Here is a 19,579-nt window from a genome sequence, read left to right on the forward strand (position 1 = left end):
GTCGGCTCGCATCGGTATCGGCGCTCCGGCACTGTGACGCTGTGCACTCCCCGTCACGGCTCAGGCGGGGACGCCCACTCCCGTCCGGGTCTCGATCACCAGCCGGGTGCCGGGGCCGACCACGTCCTCCCATTCCTGGGGTTCGTCCGCCAGCCAGTGGGCCAGGGCGGCGGCGAAGCCCGGGACGCGCCGCCCCAGGTCGGCCAGGACGTGGTCGAAGCGGGCGGCGCCGCCGGGGGTGCGGACGAGGAGCAGGCCGGTGTGGTGGACGAGCTCGCGCGCGGGGTCGCCGGTGTGGCGCGGGCCGCCGGCATGGTGGGGGCCGTCGGTGTGGCGGGCGGCGGCCCGCACCGCGGCCAGTGCGTCGGGATCGTCGTCACGGGTGAGGAGCGGGTCCAGCAGCGCACGGCGCAGGGGGCGCGAGGCCGGGGGTGCCGGGCTCGGCGGGGCGCCGACGAGAGCGGCCCGCAGCGGCTGCGGGCCGGCGTCCAGCAGACCGGTGAGCAGGGGCAGGAGTACGTCGCGGTCGGCCTGCTCCTGGTCCAGGCGCCGGTCCGCGTACGCGGCCGGCTGTCCCACGGGATCCGGCCGCCGCTCCTCCGCCGCGCTCACCAGCGCGGCGACGCGGAGGGCCAAGCCGGGCGTGTCGGCCTCGGCCTGGGCGTCAGCCTGGGCGTCAGCCTCGGCGTCAGCCTCGGCGTCAGCCTCGGCGTCAGCCTCGGCGTCAGCCTCGGCGTCAGCCTCGGCGTCAGCCTCGGCCTCGGCCTCGGCCTCGGCAGGAGCGTCGGCAGGGGCGGCCGGCGCCGCGGGCCAGGGCGGCGAGGCGCGTCGGGCCGGTCTCGCCGAGACTTTCGGGCCCGGCCGGGAAAGGGACGCGGGACGCGGGACGCGGGACGATGCGGGCGACCCGGTCGAGCGCCCGCCGGGCCGCGTCGGCGACGGAGAGGTCGTCCTCCCGCAGATCGGCGCCGCGCAGCCACAGTGTGGGACCGCCGGCGCGGTGGCGGCGGGCGGCGAGTGCCGCGAGCTCCGTCGTACGGCCGCTGCCGGGCGGTCCGACCAGACCGAGGACCGCGGCCGGGCCGTGCTCGAACGCGGTGAACTCGGCGGTGGTGGCCGCTCGTTCCACCGGGACGACGTCTCCGGGGCCGAGGGCGCCCGACGGGCCGTCCTGCCCGACCGAGGTGGCGGTGAGTTCCAGCACGCCGGCGAGGTTGAGGTCGGGGCCGTATGCCGGGACCGTCGCCGCGTTCTCGGCGAGCAGTGCGGCGAGGGGCCCGGGACGGGGCGGAGCGGCACGGCGAAGCCGCCGTCGCGGCCGCCGGTGTGGAGCGCGGTGCCGAGGACGCCGAGGACGCCGAGGACGGCGAGGACGGCGAGGACGGCGAGGACGGCGTCGGGGGCGGCGCCGATCACCGGGCCACCGGCCGTTCCGCCGCCGGTGCGCAGCGCGTCGCGGCCGGTGGTGCCGATGGCGAGCTCCAGCGCGTCGTCGAGGGTGTGGCAGCGTCCGGTGGCGGTGTACGTCACGGTGGTCGTGCCGAGTACCCGTGCCTCGCGCCAGCACCCGGCGGCGATCCGCACGTAGGCCCCGCTGTCGACGCGGTCCCGCGCGGTGACGGGCAGCGGGTCGACGCCGAGTCCTTCGGCACGCAGGAGCGCGAGGCCGAGCCCGGGCAGCGGGATGACGGCGTCGGCACCCACGACGCGGCAGCGGTCGTCGGAGGCGTGCAGGACGAGGCCGGGGAGGCCGTCGACGGCCTCGTGGCTGGTGATCAGCGTGCCGCGGTGGTCGGCGGGGAAGGCGAGACCTCGCGGGCGGCCGGCGATGTCCCGGACGCGGATGAGGGCATCGGCAGGCGACGGCTCCCGCCGCGCCGGAGGGGCCTCCCCCGGGCCCCGGTCGGCCGGGGCGTGGAGTGGGCCCCGCTCATGACGGGACGGATCGCGCGACGTCATCGTGGAACCTTCATGCCGTGCCTTCATGCCGTGCTGTCGACTGCCTCGGCCTCGACAGCAGGGCCGGATGATCAGTGGAACGGCACCCCGGTAAACGCGCCCCCTCCCACTCCCCCGTTCACTCCGAGCGCCTGCACTTACGGGTGAACGGGGGCCCAAGTGGACACTCTCAAGGTGGGGGGAACCGAGGGGGACCGTGGAGCGACGGCATGCAATCCCCGTGACGCCGCTCCACCGCCGGGTCCGCCCGTCAGCCGAAGACCGCCAGGCTCTTGGCCTTGCCCCGGTGCTCCTCGACGAGGGCGAGGAAGGTGCCCTCGGGGTCGAAGACGGCGACCGGGCCTGTGCCCGCGTACTCCTCGGGCATCTCCAGGCGCACGCCGTTGGTGAGCAGCCGGGCACGCCGGACGTCGACGTCCCAGCGGGGGAAGGCCGCCGCGGCGGCCTCGGTGATCGGCAGCACGGCCAGTTCCTGCTGGAGCTGGTCGAGGGTGCGGGCCGTGTCCAGTCCGTACGGGCCCACGCGGGTCCTGCGCAGCACCGTGAGGTGACCGCCGACTCCCAGGTCCGCGCCCAGGTCGCGGGCGAGGGCACGGATGTACGTACCGGAGGAGCAGACGACGGAGACGACCAGGTCGAGCACCGGCGTGCCGTCCTCGGCGACGGCCGGGCGGACGTCGTGGACGGTGAACGAGGAGACGGTGACCGGCCGGGCCGGGATGTCGAACTCCTCGCCCTCGCGGGCCCGCTTGTAGGAACGCACGCCGTCGATCTTGATGGCGCTGACCTTGGACGGCACCTGCATGATGGCGCCGGTCAGCTTGGCCACCCCGGCGTCGACGGCCTCGCGGGTGACCTTGGAGGCGTCCGTGGACGAGGTGATCTCGCCCTCGGCATCGTCCGTGAGGGTGTCCTGCCCGAGCCGGATGGTGCCCAGGTACTCCTTCTCGGTCAGCGCGAGGTGGCCGAGGAGCTTGGTGGCCCGCTCGATGCCGAGGACGAGGACGCCCGTCGCCATCGGGTCGAGGGTGCCGGCGTGGCCGACGCGGCGGGTCCGGGCGATGCCGCGCATCTTGGCGACCACGTCGTGCGAAGTGAAGCCCGACGGCTTGTCGATGATGACAAGGCCGCCGGGCGTGGTGTGCTTCTGGGTCATTCGGCGGTGTCGTCCGTCTCGGAGTCCTCGGAGTCCTCGGAGTCCTCGGGCTTGCGGTACGGGTCGGCCCCGCCCGCGTACGCGGCACCTGCGGACGCCTCGCGCACCTTGGCGTCGGACTGGCGCGCCTTGTCGAGGAGGTCCTCGATGTTGCGCGCGGTGTCCGGAAGCGCGTCCATGACGAACTCCAGGGTCGGCGTGAACTTCACGCCCGCCGCCCGGCCCACCTCGGAGCGCAGGACGCCCTTGGCGCTCTCCAGGCCCGCCGCGGCGGCCTTGCGTTCCTCGTCGTCCCCGTACACCGTGTAGAAGACGGTCGCCTCCCGCAGGTCACCCGTGACCCGGGTGTCCGTGATGGTGACGTGCGTGCCGAGCCGCGGGTCCTTGATCCCACGCTGCAGCTTCTGGGCCACCACCTCTCGGATGAGGTCCGCCAGCCTTTTCGCCCGCGCGTTGTCGGCCACTGGTCCGTCTCCCGTTCTTTCCTGTCCGCGTTGTCGAAGCCCCGCGTTCCCGGGGCTGGATTCGTCAGTCGTCCTCAGTCGTCCTCGCCGTGGAAGCGCCGCCTGACGGACAGCAGCTCCACCTCGGGGCGCCCGGCGACCAGCCGCTCGCACCGGTCCAGTACGTCGGTCAGGTGCGCCGCGTCGCCGGACACCACCGCCAGGCCGACGACGGCCCTGCGGTGAAGATCCATGTGATCCACCTCGGCCGCGCTCACCGCGTACTTCCGCTGGAGCTCGGCGACGATCGGGCGGACGACGGAGCGCTTCTCCTTCAGCGACCTGACGTCGCCGAGGAGGAGGTCGAAGGACAGCGTCCCCACATACATGCACAACCGGTTCACCCGCCGGTACGGGATCGGTGCCCCCGCCGTCCGTGGTGGGCAGGGACATCAGAACCGTACATCGAAGGGGCGTGCCGATCGACGGATATGGTGCTCCGCCGACCGGTCCGCCGGCCCCGGACGCACGAGCCGGCCGGCGGGACAGGGGTCCCGCCGGCCGGCACACACCGTGGGATGTTATCCCCGCGGCTTCTCGCGCATCTCGTAGGTCGCGATGACGTCGTCGACCTTGATGTCGTTGAAGTTTCCGAGGTTGATACCGCCCTCGAAGCCTTCCCGGATCTCGGTGACGTCGTCCTTGAAGCGGCGCAGACCGACGATGTTGAGGCTCTCCGCGATGACCTTGCCGTCGCGGAGGAGGCGCGCCTTGGTGTTGCGCTTGACCTCGCCGGAGCGGATGAGAACACCCGCGATGTTGCCCAGCTTGGACGAGCGGAAGACCTCGCGGATCTCCGCCGTGCCGAGCTCGACCTCTTCGTACTCCGGCTTGAGCATGCCCTTGAGGGCTGCCTCGATCTCCTCGATCGCCTGGTAGATGACCGAGTAGTACCGGACATCCACGCCTTCGCGCTCGGCCATCTGCTGTGCCCGCCCGGCGGCGCGCACGTTGAAGCCGATCACGATGGCGTCCGAGCCCATCGCCAGGTCGATGTCGGACTCCGTGACCGCACCGACGCCGCGGTGCAGGACGCGGATGTCGACCTCTTCGCCGACGTCCAGCTGGAGCAGCGAGGACTCGAGGGCCTCGACCGATCCGGACGCGTCACCCTTGATGATCAGGTTCAGCTGCTGGATCTCGCCGGCCTTGAGCACCTTGTCCAGGTCCTCCAGCGACACGCGGCGCGTGCGCTTGGCGAACGCGGCGTTGCGCTCGCGGGCGGCGCGCTTCTCGGCGATCTGACGGGCCGTACGGTCCTCGTCGACGACGATGAAGTTGTCGCCCGCACCCGGGACGTTGGTCAGGCCCAGGACCTGGACCGGTGTCGCCGGGCCGGCCTCGGCGACGTTGTTGCCGTTGTCGTCGAGCATGGCGCGCACGCGGCCGTAGGCGTCGCCCACCACCATCGTGTCGCCGACCCGCAGGGTGCCTCGCTGCACGAGGACGGTCGCCACGGCACCGCGGCCGCGGTCGAGCCGGGACTCGATCGAGATGCCCTGCGCGTCCTGCGTCGGGTTGGCCCGCAGGTCGAGCGAGGCGTCTGCGGTGAGGACGACGGCCTCCAGGAGGCTGTCGATGTGCAGACCCTGCTTGGCGGAGATGTCGACGAACATGGTGTCGCCGCCGTACTCCTCCGCCACCAGACCGAACTCGGTCAGCTGACCGCGCACCTTGGTCGGGTCGGCGCCCTCGACGTCGATCTTGTTGACCGCGACGACGATCGGGACCTCGGCCGCCTTGGCGTGGTTGAGCGCCTCGATGGTCTGCGGCATGACGCCGTCGTTGGCCGCGACGACCAGGATCGCGATGTCGGTCGACCGCGCACCACGGGCACGCATGGCGGTGAACGCCTCGTGCCCCGGGGTGTCGATGAAGGTGATCCTGCGCTCTTCCTCGTTGACCTCGGTCGCGACCTGGTAGGCACCGATGTGCTGGGTGATGCCGCCGGCCTCGCCCGCGATGACGTTCGTCTTGCGGATGGCGTCGAGGAGGCGGGTCTTGCCGTGGTCGACGTGACCCATGACGGTGACGACCGGCGGACGGACCACCAGGTCGTCCTCGCCGCCCTCGTCCTCACCGAACTCCAGGTCGAAGGACTCCAGCAGCTCGCGGTCCTCCTCCTCCGGGCTGACGATCTGAACCGTGTAGTTCATCTCGCCGGCAAGAAGGTGGAGCGTCTCGTCGGAGACGGACTGGGTCGCGGTGACCATCTCGCCGAGGTTCATCATGACCGCGACGAGCGACGCCGGGTTGGCGTTGATCTTCTCCGCGAAGTCGGTGAGCGAGGCACCGCGCGACAGGCGAATGCTCTCGCCGTTGCCGCGGGGCAGCATCACACCGCCGACCGACGGGGCCTGCATGGCCTCGTACTCCTGGCGCCTCTGCCGCTTCGACTTGCGGCCACGACGGGCCGGACCGCCGGGACGGCCGAAGGCGCCCTGCGTGCCACCACGGCCACCGGGACCGCCGGGACGGCCACCGAAGCCGGGACGGCCACCGCCGCCACCGAAGCCACCGCCACCGGGACGACCGGCGAAACCGCCGCCACCACCGGGACGACCGCCACCGCCGCCACCCGGGCCGGCCGGGCGACCGGCGAAGCCGCCGCCACCGGGACGACCGCCGCCGGGACGACCGGCACCGGCCGGACCACGGCCACCGCCGGGACCGCCACCGGGACGGGGACCGGCAGCCGGACGCTGCGGCATCATGCCGGGGTTGGGACGCGGACCGCCGGGGCCGGCGCCACCGGGACGGGGGCCGCCGCCCTGCGGACGCGGCATCGAGCCCGGGGAGGGACGCTGCCCGCCCGGAGCCTGCGGACGGGGACCGCCACCGCCCTGGCCACCGGGAGCCTGGGGACGGGGACCGCCGCCGGGGGCACCCGGACCGCCGGGACGCGCGCCCTGCGGGCGGGGCGACTGCGGGCGGGCCATACCGGTGGAACCACCGGAGGTGAAGGGATTGTTGCCCGGACGCGGGCCGGCCGGGCGTCCACCCGAACGCTGACCGCCGCCACCGGGACGCTGGCCCTGACCGGCCGGACGGCCGCCCTGATTACCCTGGCCGCCCTGACCGGCGGGACGACCGCCGGGCTTGGGAGCGCCGGGACGCGCGCCGGGCTTCGGTCCGGCCGGAGCCGGAGACGGAGCCTGAGCGGCGGCCGGCGCCGGCGGGGCCTGGAACTCAGGGGCCGCCGGAGCCGGCCGCGGCGCGGGACGTGGGCCCGGCGTCGGACGCGGGCCGGCGGGGGGCGTCGGAGCGGGCTCCGACGAGGCCGCGGGCTGCTGGGCCGCGGCGGGCTTGGGTGCGGCCGGCGGCCGCGGTGCTGCCGGACGTGCCTGCGCCGGGGACGGCGCGGGCCTGGGCGCGGCCTTCCTGGGCGCGCCGGGCTTGGCACCGGACTTGCCGTTGCCCCCGCCCTGCTGGAACGCGTCGGTCAGCTTGCGTACTACGGGCGCTTCGATCGTCGAAGACGCCGAACGGACGAATTCACCGAGCTCCTGGAGCTTGGCCATGACGACCTTGCTCTCGACACCGAACTCCTTGGCGAGTTCGTAGACCCGGACCTTAGCCACTTCGCTCCTCTGAGGTCCGGGTTGCGTCCGGACCGTCGCTAGTTCATGGGCGTACTCATCGCGTACTCATCGAGTGCTCATCGCAATCTCGACCTGCTTTCGACTCGCGAGGTACCAGACCGCACGGGGGGTTCCGCACGGCATGTCTTCTTACGGGTTGCTGTCGCAACCCTGTGCCTGCTCGACGTAGTGGCGCAACGCCTTTACGTCGAGCGGTCCCGGGACGCGGAGCGCCCGCGGAAACGCCTTTCGGCGTACCGCCTGGTCAAGACAGACCGGGGCGGGGTGTACATACGCACCCCGACCGAGCAGCGTACCGCGTGAATCGGGGACACACACCTCCCCGATCGCCACGATCCGCAGCAGTTCGTTCTTGACCGCTCGCTCCCGGCAGCCCACGCAGGTGCGCTCTGGGCGCGCGCGGGTAGGTGTCCGGCCAGACACTCCTGAGTCTACCTCCCCGGGCCGACCTCCCCCCTATGGGGCAAGCATCGGACACATGCCACGCACCAGACTGTCGTGATCTCAGCGGACGGCGGCTTGGATCTATTCCCCGGGCTGTTCCGTGTCCGGCCGGATGTCGATCCGCCAACCGGTCAGGCGGGCGGCCAGGCGGGCGTTCTGCCCCTCCTTGCCGATCGCCAGGGACAGCTGGTAGTCCGGCACGGTCACCCGGGCGGACCGGGCCGCCAGGTCCACGACCTCCACCTTGGTGACGCGGGCCGGGGAGAGCGCGTTGGCCACCATATCGGCCGGGTCGTCCGACCAGTCGACGATGTCGATCTTCTCGCCGTTCAGCTCGCCCATCACGTTGCGTACGCGGCCGCCCATGGGTCCGATGCAGGCGCCCTTGGCGTTCAGCCCGGGCCGGGTGGAGCGGACGGCGATCTTCGTACGGTGGCCGGCCTCGCGGGCAATGGCGGAGATCTCCACCGAGCCGTCGGCGATCTCCGGCACTTCCAGGGCGAAGAGTTTCTTCACCAGATTGGGATGGGTGCGCGACAGGGTGACGGACGGGCCGCGCACGCCCTTCGCCACCCGGACGACGTAGCTGCGCAGCCGCAGCCCGTGCGCGTAGGTCTCACCGGGCACCTGCTCCTGCACCGGCAGGATGGCCTCCAGCTTGCCGATGTCGACCAGGACGTTCTTCGGGTCGCGGCCCTGCTGGACCACACCGGTGACGATGTCGCCCTCACGGCCGGCGTACTCGCCCAGCGTCGCGTCGTCCTCGGCGTCGCGCAGGCGCTGCAGGATGACCTGCTTGGCCGTGGTGGCGGCGATGCGGCCGAAGTCGGACGGGGTGTCGTCGAACTCCCGGGCCTCCTGGCCCTCGTCGAGATCCTCGGGGTCCTCCTTCGCCCACACCGTCACGTGTCCGGTCTCCCGGTCGAGTTTCACGCGCGCGTCGCGGCGGCTTCCCTCGGTGCGGTGGTAGGCGATGAGGAGGGCCGATTCGATTGCCTCGACCAGCAGGTCGAGGGAGATCTCCTTCTCCCGTACCAAGAGCCGAAGGGCACTCATGTCGATGTCCACGGTTACGCCTCCTCTTCCGTCTCGTCGTTGGTGTCGTGCGCGGCGTGTGCGGCGGACTTGTCGTCCTTGCGGTTGAACTCGACCTGGACGCGCGCCCTGCCGATCTCCTCGAAGGCGAGCCGGCGCGCGGTGGGCTTGCGGCCCTTGACTCCGGGCACCTCGAGGTCGAGGCCGTCGCCGTCGGCCCGCAGGATCCGGGCGGTCAGTTCGTCGCCCGTCGTCAGCCGGAAGCTCACCAGGCGGCCCGTGGCACGCACGTAATGCCGGTGCTCGGTGAGGGGGCGCTCGGCGCCCGGGGTGCCGACCTCGAGGGTGTACTCCCCGCTGCCCATCGCGTCGGTCTCGTCGAGCTTCGCCGAGAGCGAGCGGCTCACATCGGCGATCCGGTCCAGATCCGCCCCGGTGTCCGAGTCCACGACCACGCGCAGCACCCGCCTGCGGCCGACCGCGTCCACGGCGATCTCCTCGAGATCGAGGCCCTGCGAGCTGACGAGCGGTTCCAGAAGTTCTCGAAGCCTCTCGCTCTGGCTGCTGCTCATCCGGGTGACTCCTCGGCCGCGTGTGCTGTTGTGGTGTGGGGCGCGTGTCTGGTCAAAGGGTATCCGGTCGCGAGGGGTGATGCCGTCCACCCGGTCGCGGAGGGTGCCGCTGAGCGCCGTCGGGGAGATGCACGGGTACCGTGCTCACGGGACCGGGCCCTGCCGTCGCCCGGCAGACGGGAGTACGGCGACAGCGCCTGCGGGTCCCGCTTCCGTCGCCACGTTCCGTACGAGCCCCCGAGGACGTCTGCCGTGCCGTTCCCCCACACTCCGCGCGCCCGTACCGGACCGCGCAGAAGGAGCCTGCTCGCCGTCGCCCCGGCGGCCCTGTTCGCGGCGGGCTGTTCCGCCTCGGCCGAGGATTCCGGCCCCACCGCCGGCAGCCACCCCCCGGCCGGCGAGCAGGCACGCGTGCGTGCGGCGCGCGACAGCAGGGGACTGGCCGAGCGGTACGACGCGGTGATCGCGGCGCACGCCGGGCTCGCGCAGCGGCTGGGTCCGCTGCGCGAGGTCACCATGCGGCACGCGAAGGCCTTCGAGGGTTTCGAGACCGCGGCGGGTACGGCGTCGGCCTCGCCCGAGTCGCCGGAGCCCACCAGGGCGGGGCGGTCCGCCTCGTCCCCGGTGCCGGTGCCCGCGAAGGAGAAGGACGCCCTCGCCGGGCTCGCCGCCGCCGAGCGGGAGATCGCCGACCGGCGCCTGGAGGCACTGCTCGATGCGCCGGCCGAGCTGGCCAGGCTGCTGGCGTCGGTGGCGGCGGCCGGGGCGGCACACGTGTTTCTGCTGACGGAGGGCTGACGGGTGAGCGAGGCGAAGGACCGGGAACTGCGGGCGCTGCAGGGCGCCCTGGCGGCGGAGCACGCGGCGGTGTACGGCTACGGGGTCGTCGGCGGGCTGGTCGCCGACGACCGGCGCGCGGACGCGCGCGCGGCGTACGACGCGCACCGCGCACGCCGGGACGCGCTGGTACGCGAGGTGAAGGACACCGGCGCCGACCCCGTGGCGGCGGCCGCGGGGTACGCGCTGCCGTTCCAGGTGCCGGACTCGCCCGCGGCCGTGCGGCTCGCGACGGAGCTGGAGAACCGGGTGGCCGGGGTGTACGCGGACCTGGTGCGCGCGAGCGGGGGCGAGCGGCGCCGTGCGGCGGCCGAGGCCCTGCGGGAGGCCGCGGTGCGGGCGGTGCGCTGGGGCCGGGAGAGCGTAGCCTTCCCTGGGCTCGACGAGCGGGCCGAACCGTCCTCGGGGGCTCCGTCGACGCCGGCGGTGTGACATGACCGCACGCGAAGGCGTGCGGGGCGGCGGGAGCGGACGGCGGCAGGTGCCGCGCACAGCACGAAGGGAACGACTCGCGCATGGTCTTCGAACCGCCGCAGCGTCTGGTGAGGGCACTGGGTGAGACGGCTCCCGACGGCGGTGGGGACTGGCTGGAGAAGCTCCCCGGGGCGGCGCGCGAGGTCGTCGCACTGCGCGGGCTGACCGTGGAACGGGTGCAGGTGCCGGGGGGACGCAGCAGTCTGGTGGTTCTGGTGCGGACCGCCGACGACCTGCCCGCCGTGCTGAAGCTGGCCCCGGCACGGGCCCGGCCGAAGAGCGAGCGGGCCGCGCTGGCCCACTGGAACGGCCTGGGCACGGTCCGGTTGCTGGAGCCCTTCGCCGCGGACGGGGCGCTGCTGCTGGAGCGGCTGCATCCGGATGTCTCGGTGCGGTCCCTGCCGGAGGCGAGGGCACTGCTCGAGGCCGCCGGGACGCTGCGGCGGCTGTGGGTGGAGCCGCCCGCCGGGGACACCGCTCACGTCTTCGAGACGGTGGCCGAGCGGACCGGCCGGCAGGCCGGGGCCATGCGGACGGGTGCCGCCGGCGACCCGGAGGTGGCGCCGCTGGTCTCGGCCGCGCTGACGGCCCGCGAGGAACTGCTGGCCGGGCCGCCCGAACACCGGCTGCTGCACGGCACCTTCCGGCAGAGCAAGGTGCTCTCCGGCGAGCGGATGCCGTGGCTGGCGGTGGGCCCTGACCCGGTGGTCGGGGAGCGCGCCTTCGACCTGGCCCGGCTGGTCCGCGACCGGGTGGAGGACCTGGTCGCCCAGCCGTCCGGTGCGACGACGACCCGCCGCCGGGTGAAGCGCCTGGCGGAGTCCCTGGAGATCGACCAGGAGCGTCTGCGCGGCTGGACCCTGTTCCGCGCGGTGGAGTCCGGCGTACGCGCCCGGCGCGTCGGCCGCGACCGGGACGCGGAGCTGCTCCTGGAGTTCGCGAGCTGGCTCTGACGGTGCGCGGGAACGCCGGGAGCCGCCGGGAGCCCCCGCGGGGAACGTTCCCGTGCGGGCTCCGGTCTCGTCCACGGTGCTGGTGTTCCTCCCGTCCGCAGGGGACGGGGCCACGCGGTGAGCCACGGCGTACGGCCCGGCCCTCCGGCGGCGCTCACCGCGCGGGGTCCTCCCGGAGTGCGCAGACCGGCTCCGGCCTCGGCACGGTGAGGCCGGAGCCACGCCACGGAACGAGCCGGGGCCTCGCCCACGGTGAGTTCCTCGCGTTCGCCGGTGCGGCGGCGGCCGGGCTGCGGGTGTCGGCCGGGATCGCCGGAGCCCACGCGGAGGGCGGTTCCGCGCGGGCTCCTGATGGCGGGGTGGTCAGGCCGTGAGGCGGGTGATCGCCTCGCCCACGGTGAGTTCCTCGCGTTCGCCGGTGCGGCGGCGGCCGGGCTGCGGGTGTCGGCCGGGATCGCCGGAGCCCACGCGGAGGGCGGTTCCGCGCGGGCTCCTGATGGCGGGGTGGTCAGGCCGTGAGGCGGGTGATCGCCTCACCCACGGTGAGTTCCTCGCGTTCGCCGGTGCGGCGGCGGCCGGGCTGCGGGTGTCGGCCGGGATCGCCGGAGCCCACGCGGAGGGCGGTTCCGCGCGGGCTCCTGATGGCGGGGTGGTCAGGCCGTGAGGCGGGTGATCGCCTCACCCACGGTGAGTTCCTCGCGTTCGCCGGTGCGGCGGTCCTTCAGTTCGAGGACGCCCTCGGCGGAGCGGCGGCCGGCGACCAGGATCTGCGGGACGCCGATCAGCTCGGAGTCGGTGAACTTCACGCCCGGTGAGACACCCGCGCGGTCGTCGACGAGGACGCGGACGCCGGCGGCGGCGAGCCGGCCGGAGACGTCGAGGGCGAGTTCGGTCTGCAGGGCCTTGCCGGCGGCGACCACGTGGACGTCGGCCGGGGCGACCTCCTTGGACCAGCACAGGCCCTTGTCGTCGGCGGTCTGCTCGGCCAGGGCCGCCACCGCGCGGGAGACGCCGATGCCGTAGGAGCCCATGGTGACGCGGACGGGCTTGCCCTGCGGGCCGAGGACGTCGAGCTTGAGTGCGTCGGCGTACTTGCGGCCCAGCTGGAAGATGTGGCCGATCTCGATGGCGCGGTCGAGCCGGAGCCCGGTGCCGCACCGGGGGCAGGGGTCGCCCTCGTCGACCACCACGACGTCCACGTACGCGTCGACCTCGAAGTCACGGCCGGCGACCACGTTCTTGGCGTGGGTGTCGGCCTTGTTGGCCCCGGTGATCCAGACGGTGCCGGGTGCCACGCGCGGGTCGGCGATGTAGCGGACCTTCTCCAGGCTCTGCGGGCCCACGTAGCCGCGCACCAGGTCGGGGCGGCCGACGAAGTCCTCGGCGGTGACCAGTTCGACGGCGGCCGGGGCGAAGTGCGCCTCGACCTTGCCCAGGTCGACCTCCCGGTCGCCGGGGACGCCCACGGCGACGATCTCGCCGTCGACCTTGACCAGCAGGTTCTTCAGCGTGGCCGATGCGGGGACGCCGAGCGAGGCGGCGAGGGTCTCGATGGTGGGGGTGTCGGGCGTCGGGATGTCCTCGGCGGCCGGCACGGCGGAACCGTCGACGGGCTTCAAGTCGTAGGAGATCGCCTCGGTGTTCGCGGCGAAGTCGCAGTTCGGGCAGTCCGCGAAGGTGTCCTCGCCGGCCTCGGCGGGGGCGAGGAACTCCTCGGACTTGGAGCCGCCCATGGCACCGGCGGTGGCGGCGCAGATGCGGTAGTCGAGGCCGAGGCGCTCGAAGATCCGCTGATACGCCTGGCGGTGCAGACCGTAGGACTGCCCCAGACCCTCGTCGTCGAGGTCGAAGGAGTAGGAGTCCTTCATCAGGAACTCGCGGCCTCGCAGGATGCCCGCGCGGGGGCGGGCCTCGTCACGGTACTTGCTCTGGATCTGGTAGAGGATCACCGGCAGGTCCTTGTAGGAGGACGCCTGGTCCTTCACCAGGAGGGTGAAGATCTCCTCGTGGGTGGGGCCGAGGAGGTAGTCGCCGCCCTTGCGGTCCTGGAGGCGGAACAGCTCGGGGCCGTACTCCTCCCAGCGGCCGGTCGTCTCGTAGGGTTCACGCGGCAGGATGGCGGGGAGCAGGACTTCCTGGGCTCCGATGGCGTCCATCTCCTCGCGGACGACGCGTTCGACGTTGGCGAGGACCTTCTTGCCGAGGGGCAGCCAGCTCCAGATGCCGGCGGCGGTCCGGCGTACGTAGCCGGCGCGGACGAGCAGCTTGTGGCTGAGGACCTCGGCGTCCGCCGGGTCGTCGCGCAGCGTCTTCGCCATCAACTGGGACATGCGCTGGACCGGTGCGTTCGCCATGGTTTTCGTACTCCTGCTGCGTCTGGGTGATGACAGGAGGTTAGCCGGGCGGGACCGGGCGGTGGAAATCCGTTATCGGCGAAGGAGTGGCAAGGGAGCACCCATCACTGCGTACGGCTTGGGGGCGCTGGGGAAGTGGACTCGGCGGGCGAGGTCGTCGTAGCCGAGGGAGCGGTACAGGCGGCGGGCGGGACTCTCGACGTCGATGGCGGAGAGGATCGAGCGGGGTTCCTCGGCGCCGTCGGTGATCGTGGTGATCAGGGAGCGGCCGATGCCGTGCTTCTGGTGACGCGGGTGGACGTGGAGTTCGGTGATGACGAAGGAGCCGTCGAGCCAGTCGCCGTGGCCCCGGGCGCGCAGAGAGGGCTCGACGACCGTGGACCACCAGTGCGCGCGGTCGTTGGGCATGCCGTAGACGAAGCCGACGAGACGGCCGTTGACGGTGGCTCCGAAGGCTCTGGCGCCCGGCAGGGTCATGTGGCGCAGCACGATCTGCCGGCGGACGGCCACCTCGTCGGGGCCGAGGCCGAACGCCTTCGCCTGGACCGCCAGTGCCTCGTCGACATGGGCGGCGAGGTCGAGGGGGCCGATCACGATGTCGTCGGGGCGGGGGTGCCCGTGACCGGGAAAGCGCAGCATGCCGGGGAGACTACAGGGGGCGGTGGGAGACCGTGGGGTCAGAACAGGATGCTCATGAACTCGCCGACCTCCTGGAACCCCACCCGCTGGTAGGTCCGGCGCGCGGCGGTGTTGAAGTCGTTGACGTAGAGGCTCGCCACGGGGGCGACATCCGCGAGGGCGTAGCGGAGCACAGCCGCCATACCAGGGGCGGCGATCCCCTTGCCCCGGTGTTCGGGTGCCACCCATACGCCCTGGATCTGGCAGGTGCGGTCGGTGGCGGCACCGATCTCGGCCTTGAAGAGGACCTTGCCGTCGGCGTCGAAGCGGGCGAAGGCACGTCCGGCGCCGACGAGTTCGGCGACCCGGGCCTGGTAGAGCAGGCCGCCGTCACCGGCCAGCGGGGAGATCCCGACCTCCTCGGTGAACATCGCCACGCAGGCCGGCACGACCTTTTCCATCTCGTCCTTGCGGACGCGGCGGACGTAGGGGTCCGGGGCGATGTCGCCGGGCAGGCGGTCGGTGACCATCAAGGGCTGGTGGGCGCGGACCTCACGGGCGGGGCCCCACTGGGGTTCGAGGAGCCGCCACAGTGCGGCGGTGGGCGCGGCGGGGCCGACGACGGAGGAGCAGCGGCGTCCGGCCCGGCGGGCGCGGTCGGCGAAGGCGCGGACGGCCCGGGGGGTGGCGCAGATGGGGACCAAGTTGGCGCCCGCGTAGCACAGGGAGGTGAGCATGCCGCCCTCGTACCAGCCCCACATCTCGCCGCCGAGGCGCCACGGGTCCAGGCCGGCGACCTGCACCCGGGATGCCACGAAGGCGTTCGCCACAGGCTCGCGGTCGAGGATGGCGAGGGCGGCGTCCAGGTCGCTCGGTTCGAGGACCCGGGAGGTGGTCTGCGTCAACACGTGCGGGGGCCTCACACACTTGGGTCTGCTGGTTTCCGCACTGTACCCGCCGAATTTGTGTGCTGCCGACTCGCGGGAGGGAAACGGTCCTGCCCGGGGTCTCCCGGGCAGGAAGCACCAAGGAGCCGGTCGGCCCGAGCGGGCGGACCGGCCTGGCGGGCCTGGGGGCGAGGCGGCCTGACGGGCTCCGTCAGCCGGCGACCGAGATCTGGGGTTCGCCGGAGGTCACGCCGTCGGCCTCCATCTGCTCGGCGATCTTCATGGCTTCCTCGATGAGGGTTTCCACGATCTTCGATTCCGGGACGGTCTTGACGACCTCGCCCTTCACGAAGATCTGCCCCTTGCCGTTGCCCGAGGCCACACCCAGGTCGGCCTCGCGGGCCTCCCCCGGACCATTGACCACACAGCCCATCACCGCCACCCGCAGCGGAACCTCCATGCCCTCCAGACCGGCCGTCACCTCGTCCGCGAGCTTGTACACGTCGACCTGGGCACGCCCGCAGGACGGGCAGGAGACGATCTCCAGGCCGCGCTGCTTCAGGTTCAGCGACTCCAGGATCTGCAGGCCCACCTTGACCTCCTCGGCCGGCGGCGCCGACAGCGAGACCCGGATCGTGTCACCGATGCCCTGGGACAGCAGCGCCCCGAAGGCCACCGCCGACTTGATCGTGCCCTGGAAGGCCGGACCGGCCTCGGTGACACCCAGGTGCAGCGGGTAGTCGCACTGCGCCGCCAGTTGCCGGTAGGCCTCCACCATCACGACCGGGTCGTTGTGCTTCACCGAGATCTTGATGTCCCGGAAGTCGTGCTCCTCGAACAGCGAGGCCTCCCACAGCGCCGACTCCGCCAGCGCCTCCGGCGTCGCCTTGCCGTACTTCTGCAGCAGCCGCCGGTCCAGCGATCCCGCGTTCACCCCGATCCGGATCGGCGTGCCGTGATCCTTGGCCGCCTTCGCGATCTCCTTGACCTTGTCGTCGAACTGCTTGATGTTGCCCGGGTTCACCCGCACCGCCGCACAGCCCGCCTCGATCGCCGCGAACACGTACTTGGGCTGGAAGTGGATGTCGGCGATCACCGGGATCTGCGACTTCCGCGCGATCGTCGCCAGCGCGTCCGCGTCGTCCTGCGTCGGACACGCCACCCGCACGATCTGGCACCCCGACGCCGTCAGCTCCGCGATCTGCTGCAGCGTCGCCCCGATGTCCGACGTACGCGTCGTCGTCATCGACTGCACCGACACCGGCGCGTCCCCGCCCACCGCCACCGACCCGACCTGGATCCGCCGGCTCTTGCGCCGAGGGGCGAGCGTGGTCGGAACGGACGGCATGCCGAGAGAAATCGCAGTCATCTGCTGTGCAACCCCAAGTCGTGGATCAAGGTCCGGCTCCCGGTGAGCAGCGGGCTCCGGACTCCGGACTCCGAGATTACGGCACCGGCATCGGCCCCGGCACATCCCGGCCGTAAACCCACCCAAAGGACGATGGCCCGGAACGAAAGGGTTCCAGGCCATCGTGAACGACAGGTGTCCGGCGGATGCGTGCCGGTCGGGCGCTACGAGATCCGTATCGGGTTCACCAGGTCCGCGACGAGGACAAGAAGGGTGAAGCAGACGAAGACCCCGGCCACCACGTAGGCCACCGGCATCAGTTTCGCCACGTCGAACGGGCCCGGGTCGGGGCGGCGCAGCACCCTGGCGAGGTTGCGGCGCAGCGACTCCCACAGGGCGCCCGCGATGTGTCCGCCGTCGAGGGGCAGCAGCGGCAGCATGTTGAACAGGAACAGGGAGAGGTTGAAGCCCGCGAGCAGCATCACGAACATGGCCATCTGCTGCGAGGCCGGGATGTCGAGCGTGGCGATCTCTCCACCGACCCGGGCCGCTCCGACGACGCCCATCGGGGAGTCCTGCTCGCGCGGGCCGTCACCGAAGGCGGCGTCCCACAGGGCGGGCACCTTGGACGGCAGGGCGGCGAGGGAGTCGATCGCGTCGCCGACCCTGTCGGTCATCCAGACCACGGAGTCGCCGAAGTCCTGCTTGACGACGCCGGTGGCCGCGCTGAAGCCGAGGAAGCCGGCCTTGACGTACTCGCCCTCGACGTAGAGCCCGTGGGAATCCTTCTTGGCGACCAGGTTGGTGGCGATCTCCGCCTGGAGGGTGACCTCCTGGCCGTCGCGGTCGACGACGATCGGCACGGCCTTGCCGGCGCTGTCGCGGATGAGGTCGGAGAGCGTGCCCCAGTCGTCGGTCCGGACACCGTTGAACGCGACGATCCTGTCGCCCGCCTCCATACCGGCCGCGGCGGCCGGGGACCGGGGGTCGGACCGCTCGCACTCCTCGCGGTTCTCGCTCTGCGAGATGACGCAGGGGGAGACCGAGCTGACGATGGTGGTCTGCTGCTGGATGCCGAAGCCCATCAGCACGGTGAGGAACAGCACGACCGCGAGGATCAGGTTCATGAAGGGGCCCGCGAACATCACGATGACCCGTTTCCAGGGCTTGCGTGTGTAGAACAGGCGCTTCTCGTCGCCGGGCCGCAGTTCCTCGAAGGCGGCGGAGCGCGCGTCCTCGATCATGCCGCGCCACGGCGAGGTGGAGCGGGCCTCGATGCGTCCGTCGGCACCGGGCGGGAACATGCCGATCATGCGGATGTAGCCGCCGAACGGGATCGCCTTGACGCCGTACTCGGTCTCGCCCCGGTGCCGGGACCAGAGGGTCGGGCCGAAGCCGACCATGTACTGGGGCACCCGGATACCGAACATCTTGGCCGTGGACAGGTGTCCCAGCTCGTGCCAGGCGATCGAGAACAGCAGGCCGACCGCGAAGACCACTATGCCGAGGATGAACATCAGGGTCGTCATGCACGCGCCTCCGCGCTCGCCGTACGGGCTGTCAGTTCCCGGGTCCTCGCTCGCGCCCAGGCCTCCGCTTCGAGGACGTCCGGGACCGTCAAGGAGGTTCCCGGTCGGGGGGTGCCGTGCTCCTCGACCACCCGGGTGACCGTATCGATGATCCCGTTGAACGGCAGCGCGCCGGCGCGGAACGCCTCCACGCACTCCTCGTTCGCCGCATTGAACACCGCCGGGGCGGTTCCCGCGAGCCCGCCGACGTGCCGGGCGAGGTTCACCGAGGGGAAGGCCTCGTTGTCGAGGGGGTGGAACTCCCAGGTGGACGCCTTGCTCCAGTCGAAGACCGGGGCGGCGTCGGGGACCCTTTCGGGCCAGCCGAGGCCGATGGCGATGGGCCCGCGCATGTCGGGGGGCGTCGCCTGGGCCAGTGTCGATCCGTCCGTGAACTCAACCATCGAGTGGACATACGACTGCGGGTGGACGACGACCTCAATGCGATCGAAGGGAATGTCGTACAGCAGGTGCGCCTCGATGACTTCGAGGCCCTTGTTGACGAGGGTCGCGGAGTTGATGGTGATCACCGGGCCCATGGCCCAGGTGGGGTGGGCGAGTGCGTCCTCGACGGTGACGTTCGCCAGTTCGTCCCTGGTACGGCTGCGGAAGGGGCCGCCGGAGGCGGTGACGACGAGCTTCCGGACATCCGCGCGGGTTCCGGCGGCCAGCGCCTGGAACAGTGCGGCGTGCTCGGAGTCGACCGGGATGATCTGGCCCGGCTCGGCCAGCGCCTTGACCAGCGGGCCGCCGACGATCAGCGACTCCTTGTTGGCGAGCGCGAGGGTGCGGCCCGCCTCCAGGGCGGCGAGGGTGGGGGCCAGCCCGATGGAGCCGGTGATGCCGTTGAGGACGGTGTGGCAGTCGGAGGCGGCGAGCCGCGTGGCCGCGTCCGCTCCGGCCAGGATCTCGGGCAACGGCTCCCCCACGCCGTACCACGCGCTCAGGGCGTCGCGCAGCGCGCCGACGACGTCCTCGCGGGCGACGGCGACCGTGCGCACCCGCAGCCGGTGGGCCTGCTCGGCGAGGAGCGCGACGCGGCCGCCGTTGGCGGACAGGCCGGTGACGCGGAAACGGTCGGGGTTGCGCAGTACGAGATCGATGGCCTGGGTGCCGATCGACCCGGTGGAGCCGAGGATCACCACGTCCTTGGGGCCGTCCCCCGCCACGGGGTCGTACACCAGGTGCGGGTCGGCGAGCGGAGCTGGAGCGTCGGTCATGGGCACCATTGTGTCCGGTCGCGGGCGCTGCCGGGGCCCCGCCCCGGCA

Annotated in this window: 17 protein-coding genes and 1 pseudogene; 3 read left to right on the plus strand and 15 right to left on the minus strand. The window is 72.4% G+C overall.

Going from position 1 to position 19,579, the window contains the following annotated elements; genetic code table 11:
- Window positions 1–60 precede the first annotated feature (60 nt).
- From HUV60_RS08145 to rimP, 9 genes and pseudogenes are all read right to left on the minus strand, one after another.
- Window positions 61–636, minus strand: a complete 576-nt coding sequence (locus HUV60_RS08145; protein WP_257848045.1) for a hypothetical protein — start codon at window positions 634–636, stop codon at window positions 61–63.
- A gap of 154 nt (window positions 637–790) precedes the next feature.
- Window positions 791–1,959 (minus strand): annotated as a pseudogene (locus tag HUV60_RS08150) (serine protease); the annotation flags it as partial.
- A gap of 250 nt (window positions 1,960–2,209) precedes the next feature.
- Entirely contained in the window at window positions 2,210–3,115 is a 906-nt protein-coding gene (gene truB, locus HUV60_RS08155) for a tRNA pseudouridine(55) synthase TruB (RefSeq protein ID WP_257848044.1), read from the minus strand.
- A complete protein-coding gene (gene rbfA, locus HUV60_RS08160; RefSeq protein WP_257848043.1) occupies window positions 3,112–3,579 on the minus strand; it encodes a 30S ribosome-binding factor RbfA in 468 nt (155 codons plus the stop codon). Before rbfA ends, truB begins: the two co-directional genes overlap by 4 nt.
- Window positions 3,580–3,653: 74 nt before the next feature.
- Window positions 3,654–3,947 (minus strand): DUF503 domain-containing protein, encoded by a 294-nt coding sequence (locus HUV60_RS08165; protein WP_042168337.1) that lies wholly within the window; start codon window positions 3,945–3,947, stop codon window positions 3,654–3,656.
- Between the two features lie 192 nt (window positions 3,948–4,139).
- The gene (infB, locus tag HUV60_RS08170; RefSeq protein ID WP_257848042.1) at window positions 4,140–7,199 is read right to left on the minus strand and encodes a translation initiation factor IF-2; all 3,060 of its coding nucleotides are present in this window, start codon (window positions 7,197–7,199) and stop codon (window positions 4,140–4,142) included.
- Window positions 7,200–7,349: 150 nt separating this feature from the next.
- Window positions 7,350–7,643, minus strand: a complete 294-nt coding sequence (locus HUV60_RS08175) for a YlxR family protein (protein WP_257848041.1) — start codon at window positions 7,641–7,643, stop codon at window positions 7,350–7,352.
- A 102-nt stretch (window positions 7,644–7,745) separates the two neighbouring features.
- Entirely contained in the window at window positions 7,746–8,732 is a 987-nt protein-coding gene (gene nusA, locus HUV60_RS08180; protein WP_257848040.1) for a transcription termination factor NusA, read from the minus strand.
- A 2-nt stretch (window positions 8,733–8,734) separates the two neighbouring features.
- Window positions 8,735–9,271 carry a ribosome maturation factor RimP gene (gene rimP, locus HUV60_RS08185; RefSeq protein ID WP_257848039.1) on the minus strand — a complete coding sequence of 179 codons (537 nt, stop codon included), beginning with the start codon at window positions 9,269–9,271 and terminating at the stop codon, window positions 8,735–8,737.
- Between the two features lie 252 nt (window positions 9,272–9,523).
- Here rimP and HUV60_RS08190 point away from each other — a divergent pair, with 252 nt between their 5' ends.
- The 3 genes from HUV60_RS08190 to HUV60_RS08200 all read left to right on the plus strand — a co-directional run bounded on the left by HUV60_RS08190 (window position 9,524) and on the right by HUV60_RS08200 (window position 11,535).
- Entirely contained in the window at window positions 9,524–10,069 is a 546-nt protein-coding gene (locus HUV60_RS08190; protein WP_257848038.1) for a hypothetical protein, read from the plus strand.
- 3 nt (window positions 10,070–10,072) lie between these two features.
- Entirely contained in the window at window positions 10,073–10,540 is a 468-nt protein-coding gene (locus tag HUV60_RS08195) for a ferritin-like domain-containing protein (protein ID WP_257848037.1), read from the plus strand.
- A gap of 83 nt (window positions 10,541–10,623) precedes the next feature.
- A complete protein-coding gene (locus tag HUV60_RS08200; RefSeq protein ID WP_257848036.1) occupies window positions 10,624–11,535 on the plus strand; it encodes an aminoglycoside phosphotransferase family protein in 912 nt (303 codons plus the stop codon).
- A gap of 653 nt (window positions 11,536–12,188) precedes the next feature.
- Here HUV60_RS08200 and HUV60_RS08205 read toward each other — a convergent pair.
- The 6 genes from HUV60_RS08205 to dxr all read right to left on the minus strand — a co-directional run bounded on the left by HUV60_RS08205 (window position 12,189) and on the right by dxr (window position 19,530).
- Window positions 12,189–13,889, minus strand: coding sequence for a proline--tRNA ligase (locus HUV60_RS08205; RefSeq protein ID WP_257848035.1), 1,701 nt, complete (start codon window positions 13,887–13,889; stop codon window positions 12,189–12,191).
- 72 nt (window positions 13,890–13,961) lie between these two features.
- Window positions 13,962–14,528, minus strand: a complete 567-nt coding sequence (locus HUV60_RS08210; protein ID WP_257848034.1) for a GNAT family N-acetyltransferase — start codon at window positions 14,526–14,528, stop codon at window positions 13,962–13,964.
- Window positions 14,529–14,566: 38 nt separating this feature from the next.
- Window positions 14,567–15,415 (minus strand): GNAT family N-acetyltransferase, encoded by an 849-nt coding sequence (locus tag HUV60_RS08215; RefSeq protein WP_257848033.1) that lies wholly within the window; start codon window positions 15,413–15,415, stop codon window positions 14,567–14,569.
- A gap of 190 nt (window positions 15,416–15,605) precedes the next feature.
- A complete protein-coding gene (ispG, locus tag HUV60_RS08220) occupies window positions 15,606–16,763 on the minus strand; it encodes a flavodoxin-dependent (E)-4-hydroxy-3-methylbut-2-enyl-diphosphate synthase (protein WP_257848032.1) in 1,158 nt (385 codons plus the stop codon).
- A gap of 203 nt (window positions 16,764–16,966) precedes the next feature.
- Window positions 16,967–18,259 (minus strand): M50 family metallopeptidase, encoded by a 1,293-nt coding sequence (locus tag HUV60_RS08225; protein WP_257850127.1) that lies wholly within the window; start codon window positions 18,257–18,259, stop codon window positions 16,967–16,969.
- Between the two features lie 8 nt (window positions 18,260–18,267).
- Window positions 18,268–19,530, minus strand: coding sequence for a 1-deoxy-D-xylulose-5-phosphate reductoisomerase (gene dxr / locus HUV60_RS08230; protein ID WP_257848031.1), 1,263 nt, complete (start codon window positions 19,528–19,530; stop codon window positions 18,268–18,270).
- Window positions 19,531–19,579 lie beyond the last annotated feature (49 nt).

The sequence above is a fragment of the Streptomyces sp. KMM 9044 genome, assembly GCF_024701375.2.
Lineage (GTDB): Bacteria > Actinomycetota > Actinomycetes > Streptomycetales > Streptomycetaceae > Streptomyces.

Coding starts and splice junctions, on each gene's coding strand:
- truB (WP_257848044.1), bottom strand. CDS start 3,115: ATGACCCAGAAGCACACCACGCCCGGCGGCCTTGTCATCATCGACAAG.
- HUV60_RS08165 (WP_042168337.1), bottom strand. CDS start 3,947: ATGTATGTGGGGACGCTGTCCTTCGACCTCCTCCTCGGCGACGTCAGG.
- rimP (WP_257848039.1), bottom strand. CDS start 9,271: ATGAGCAGCAGCCAGAGCGAGAGGCTTCGAGAACTTCTGGAACCGCTC.
- HUV60_RS08200 (WP_257848036.1), top strand. CDS start 10,624: ATGGTCTTCGAACCGCCGCAGCGTCTGGTGAGGGCACTGGGTGAGACG.
- HUV60_RS08205 (WP_257848035.1), bottom strand. CDS start 13,889: ATGGCGAACGCACCGGTCCAGCGCATGTCCCAGTTGATGGCGAAGACG.
- HUV60_RS08210 (WP_257848034.1), bottom strand. CDS start 14,528: ATGCTGCGCTTTCCCGGTCACGGGCACCCCCGCCCCGACGACATCGTG.
- ispG (WP_257848032.1), bottom strand. CDS start 16,763: ATGACTGCGATTTCTCTCGGCATGCCGTCCGTTCCGACCACGCTCGCC.
- HUV60_RS08225 (WP_257850127.1), bottom strand. CDS start 18,259: ATGTTCATCCTCGGCATAGTGGTCTTCGCGGTCGGCCTGCTGTTCTCG.
- dxr (WP_257848031.1), bottom strand. CDS start 19,530: ATGACCGACGCTCCAGCTCCGCTCGCCGACCCGCACCTGGTGTACGAC.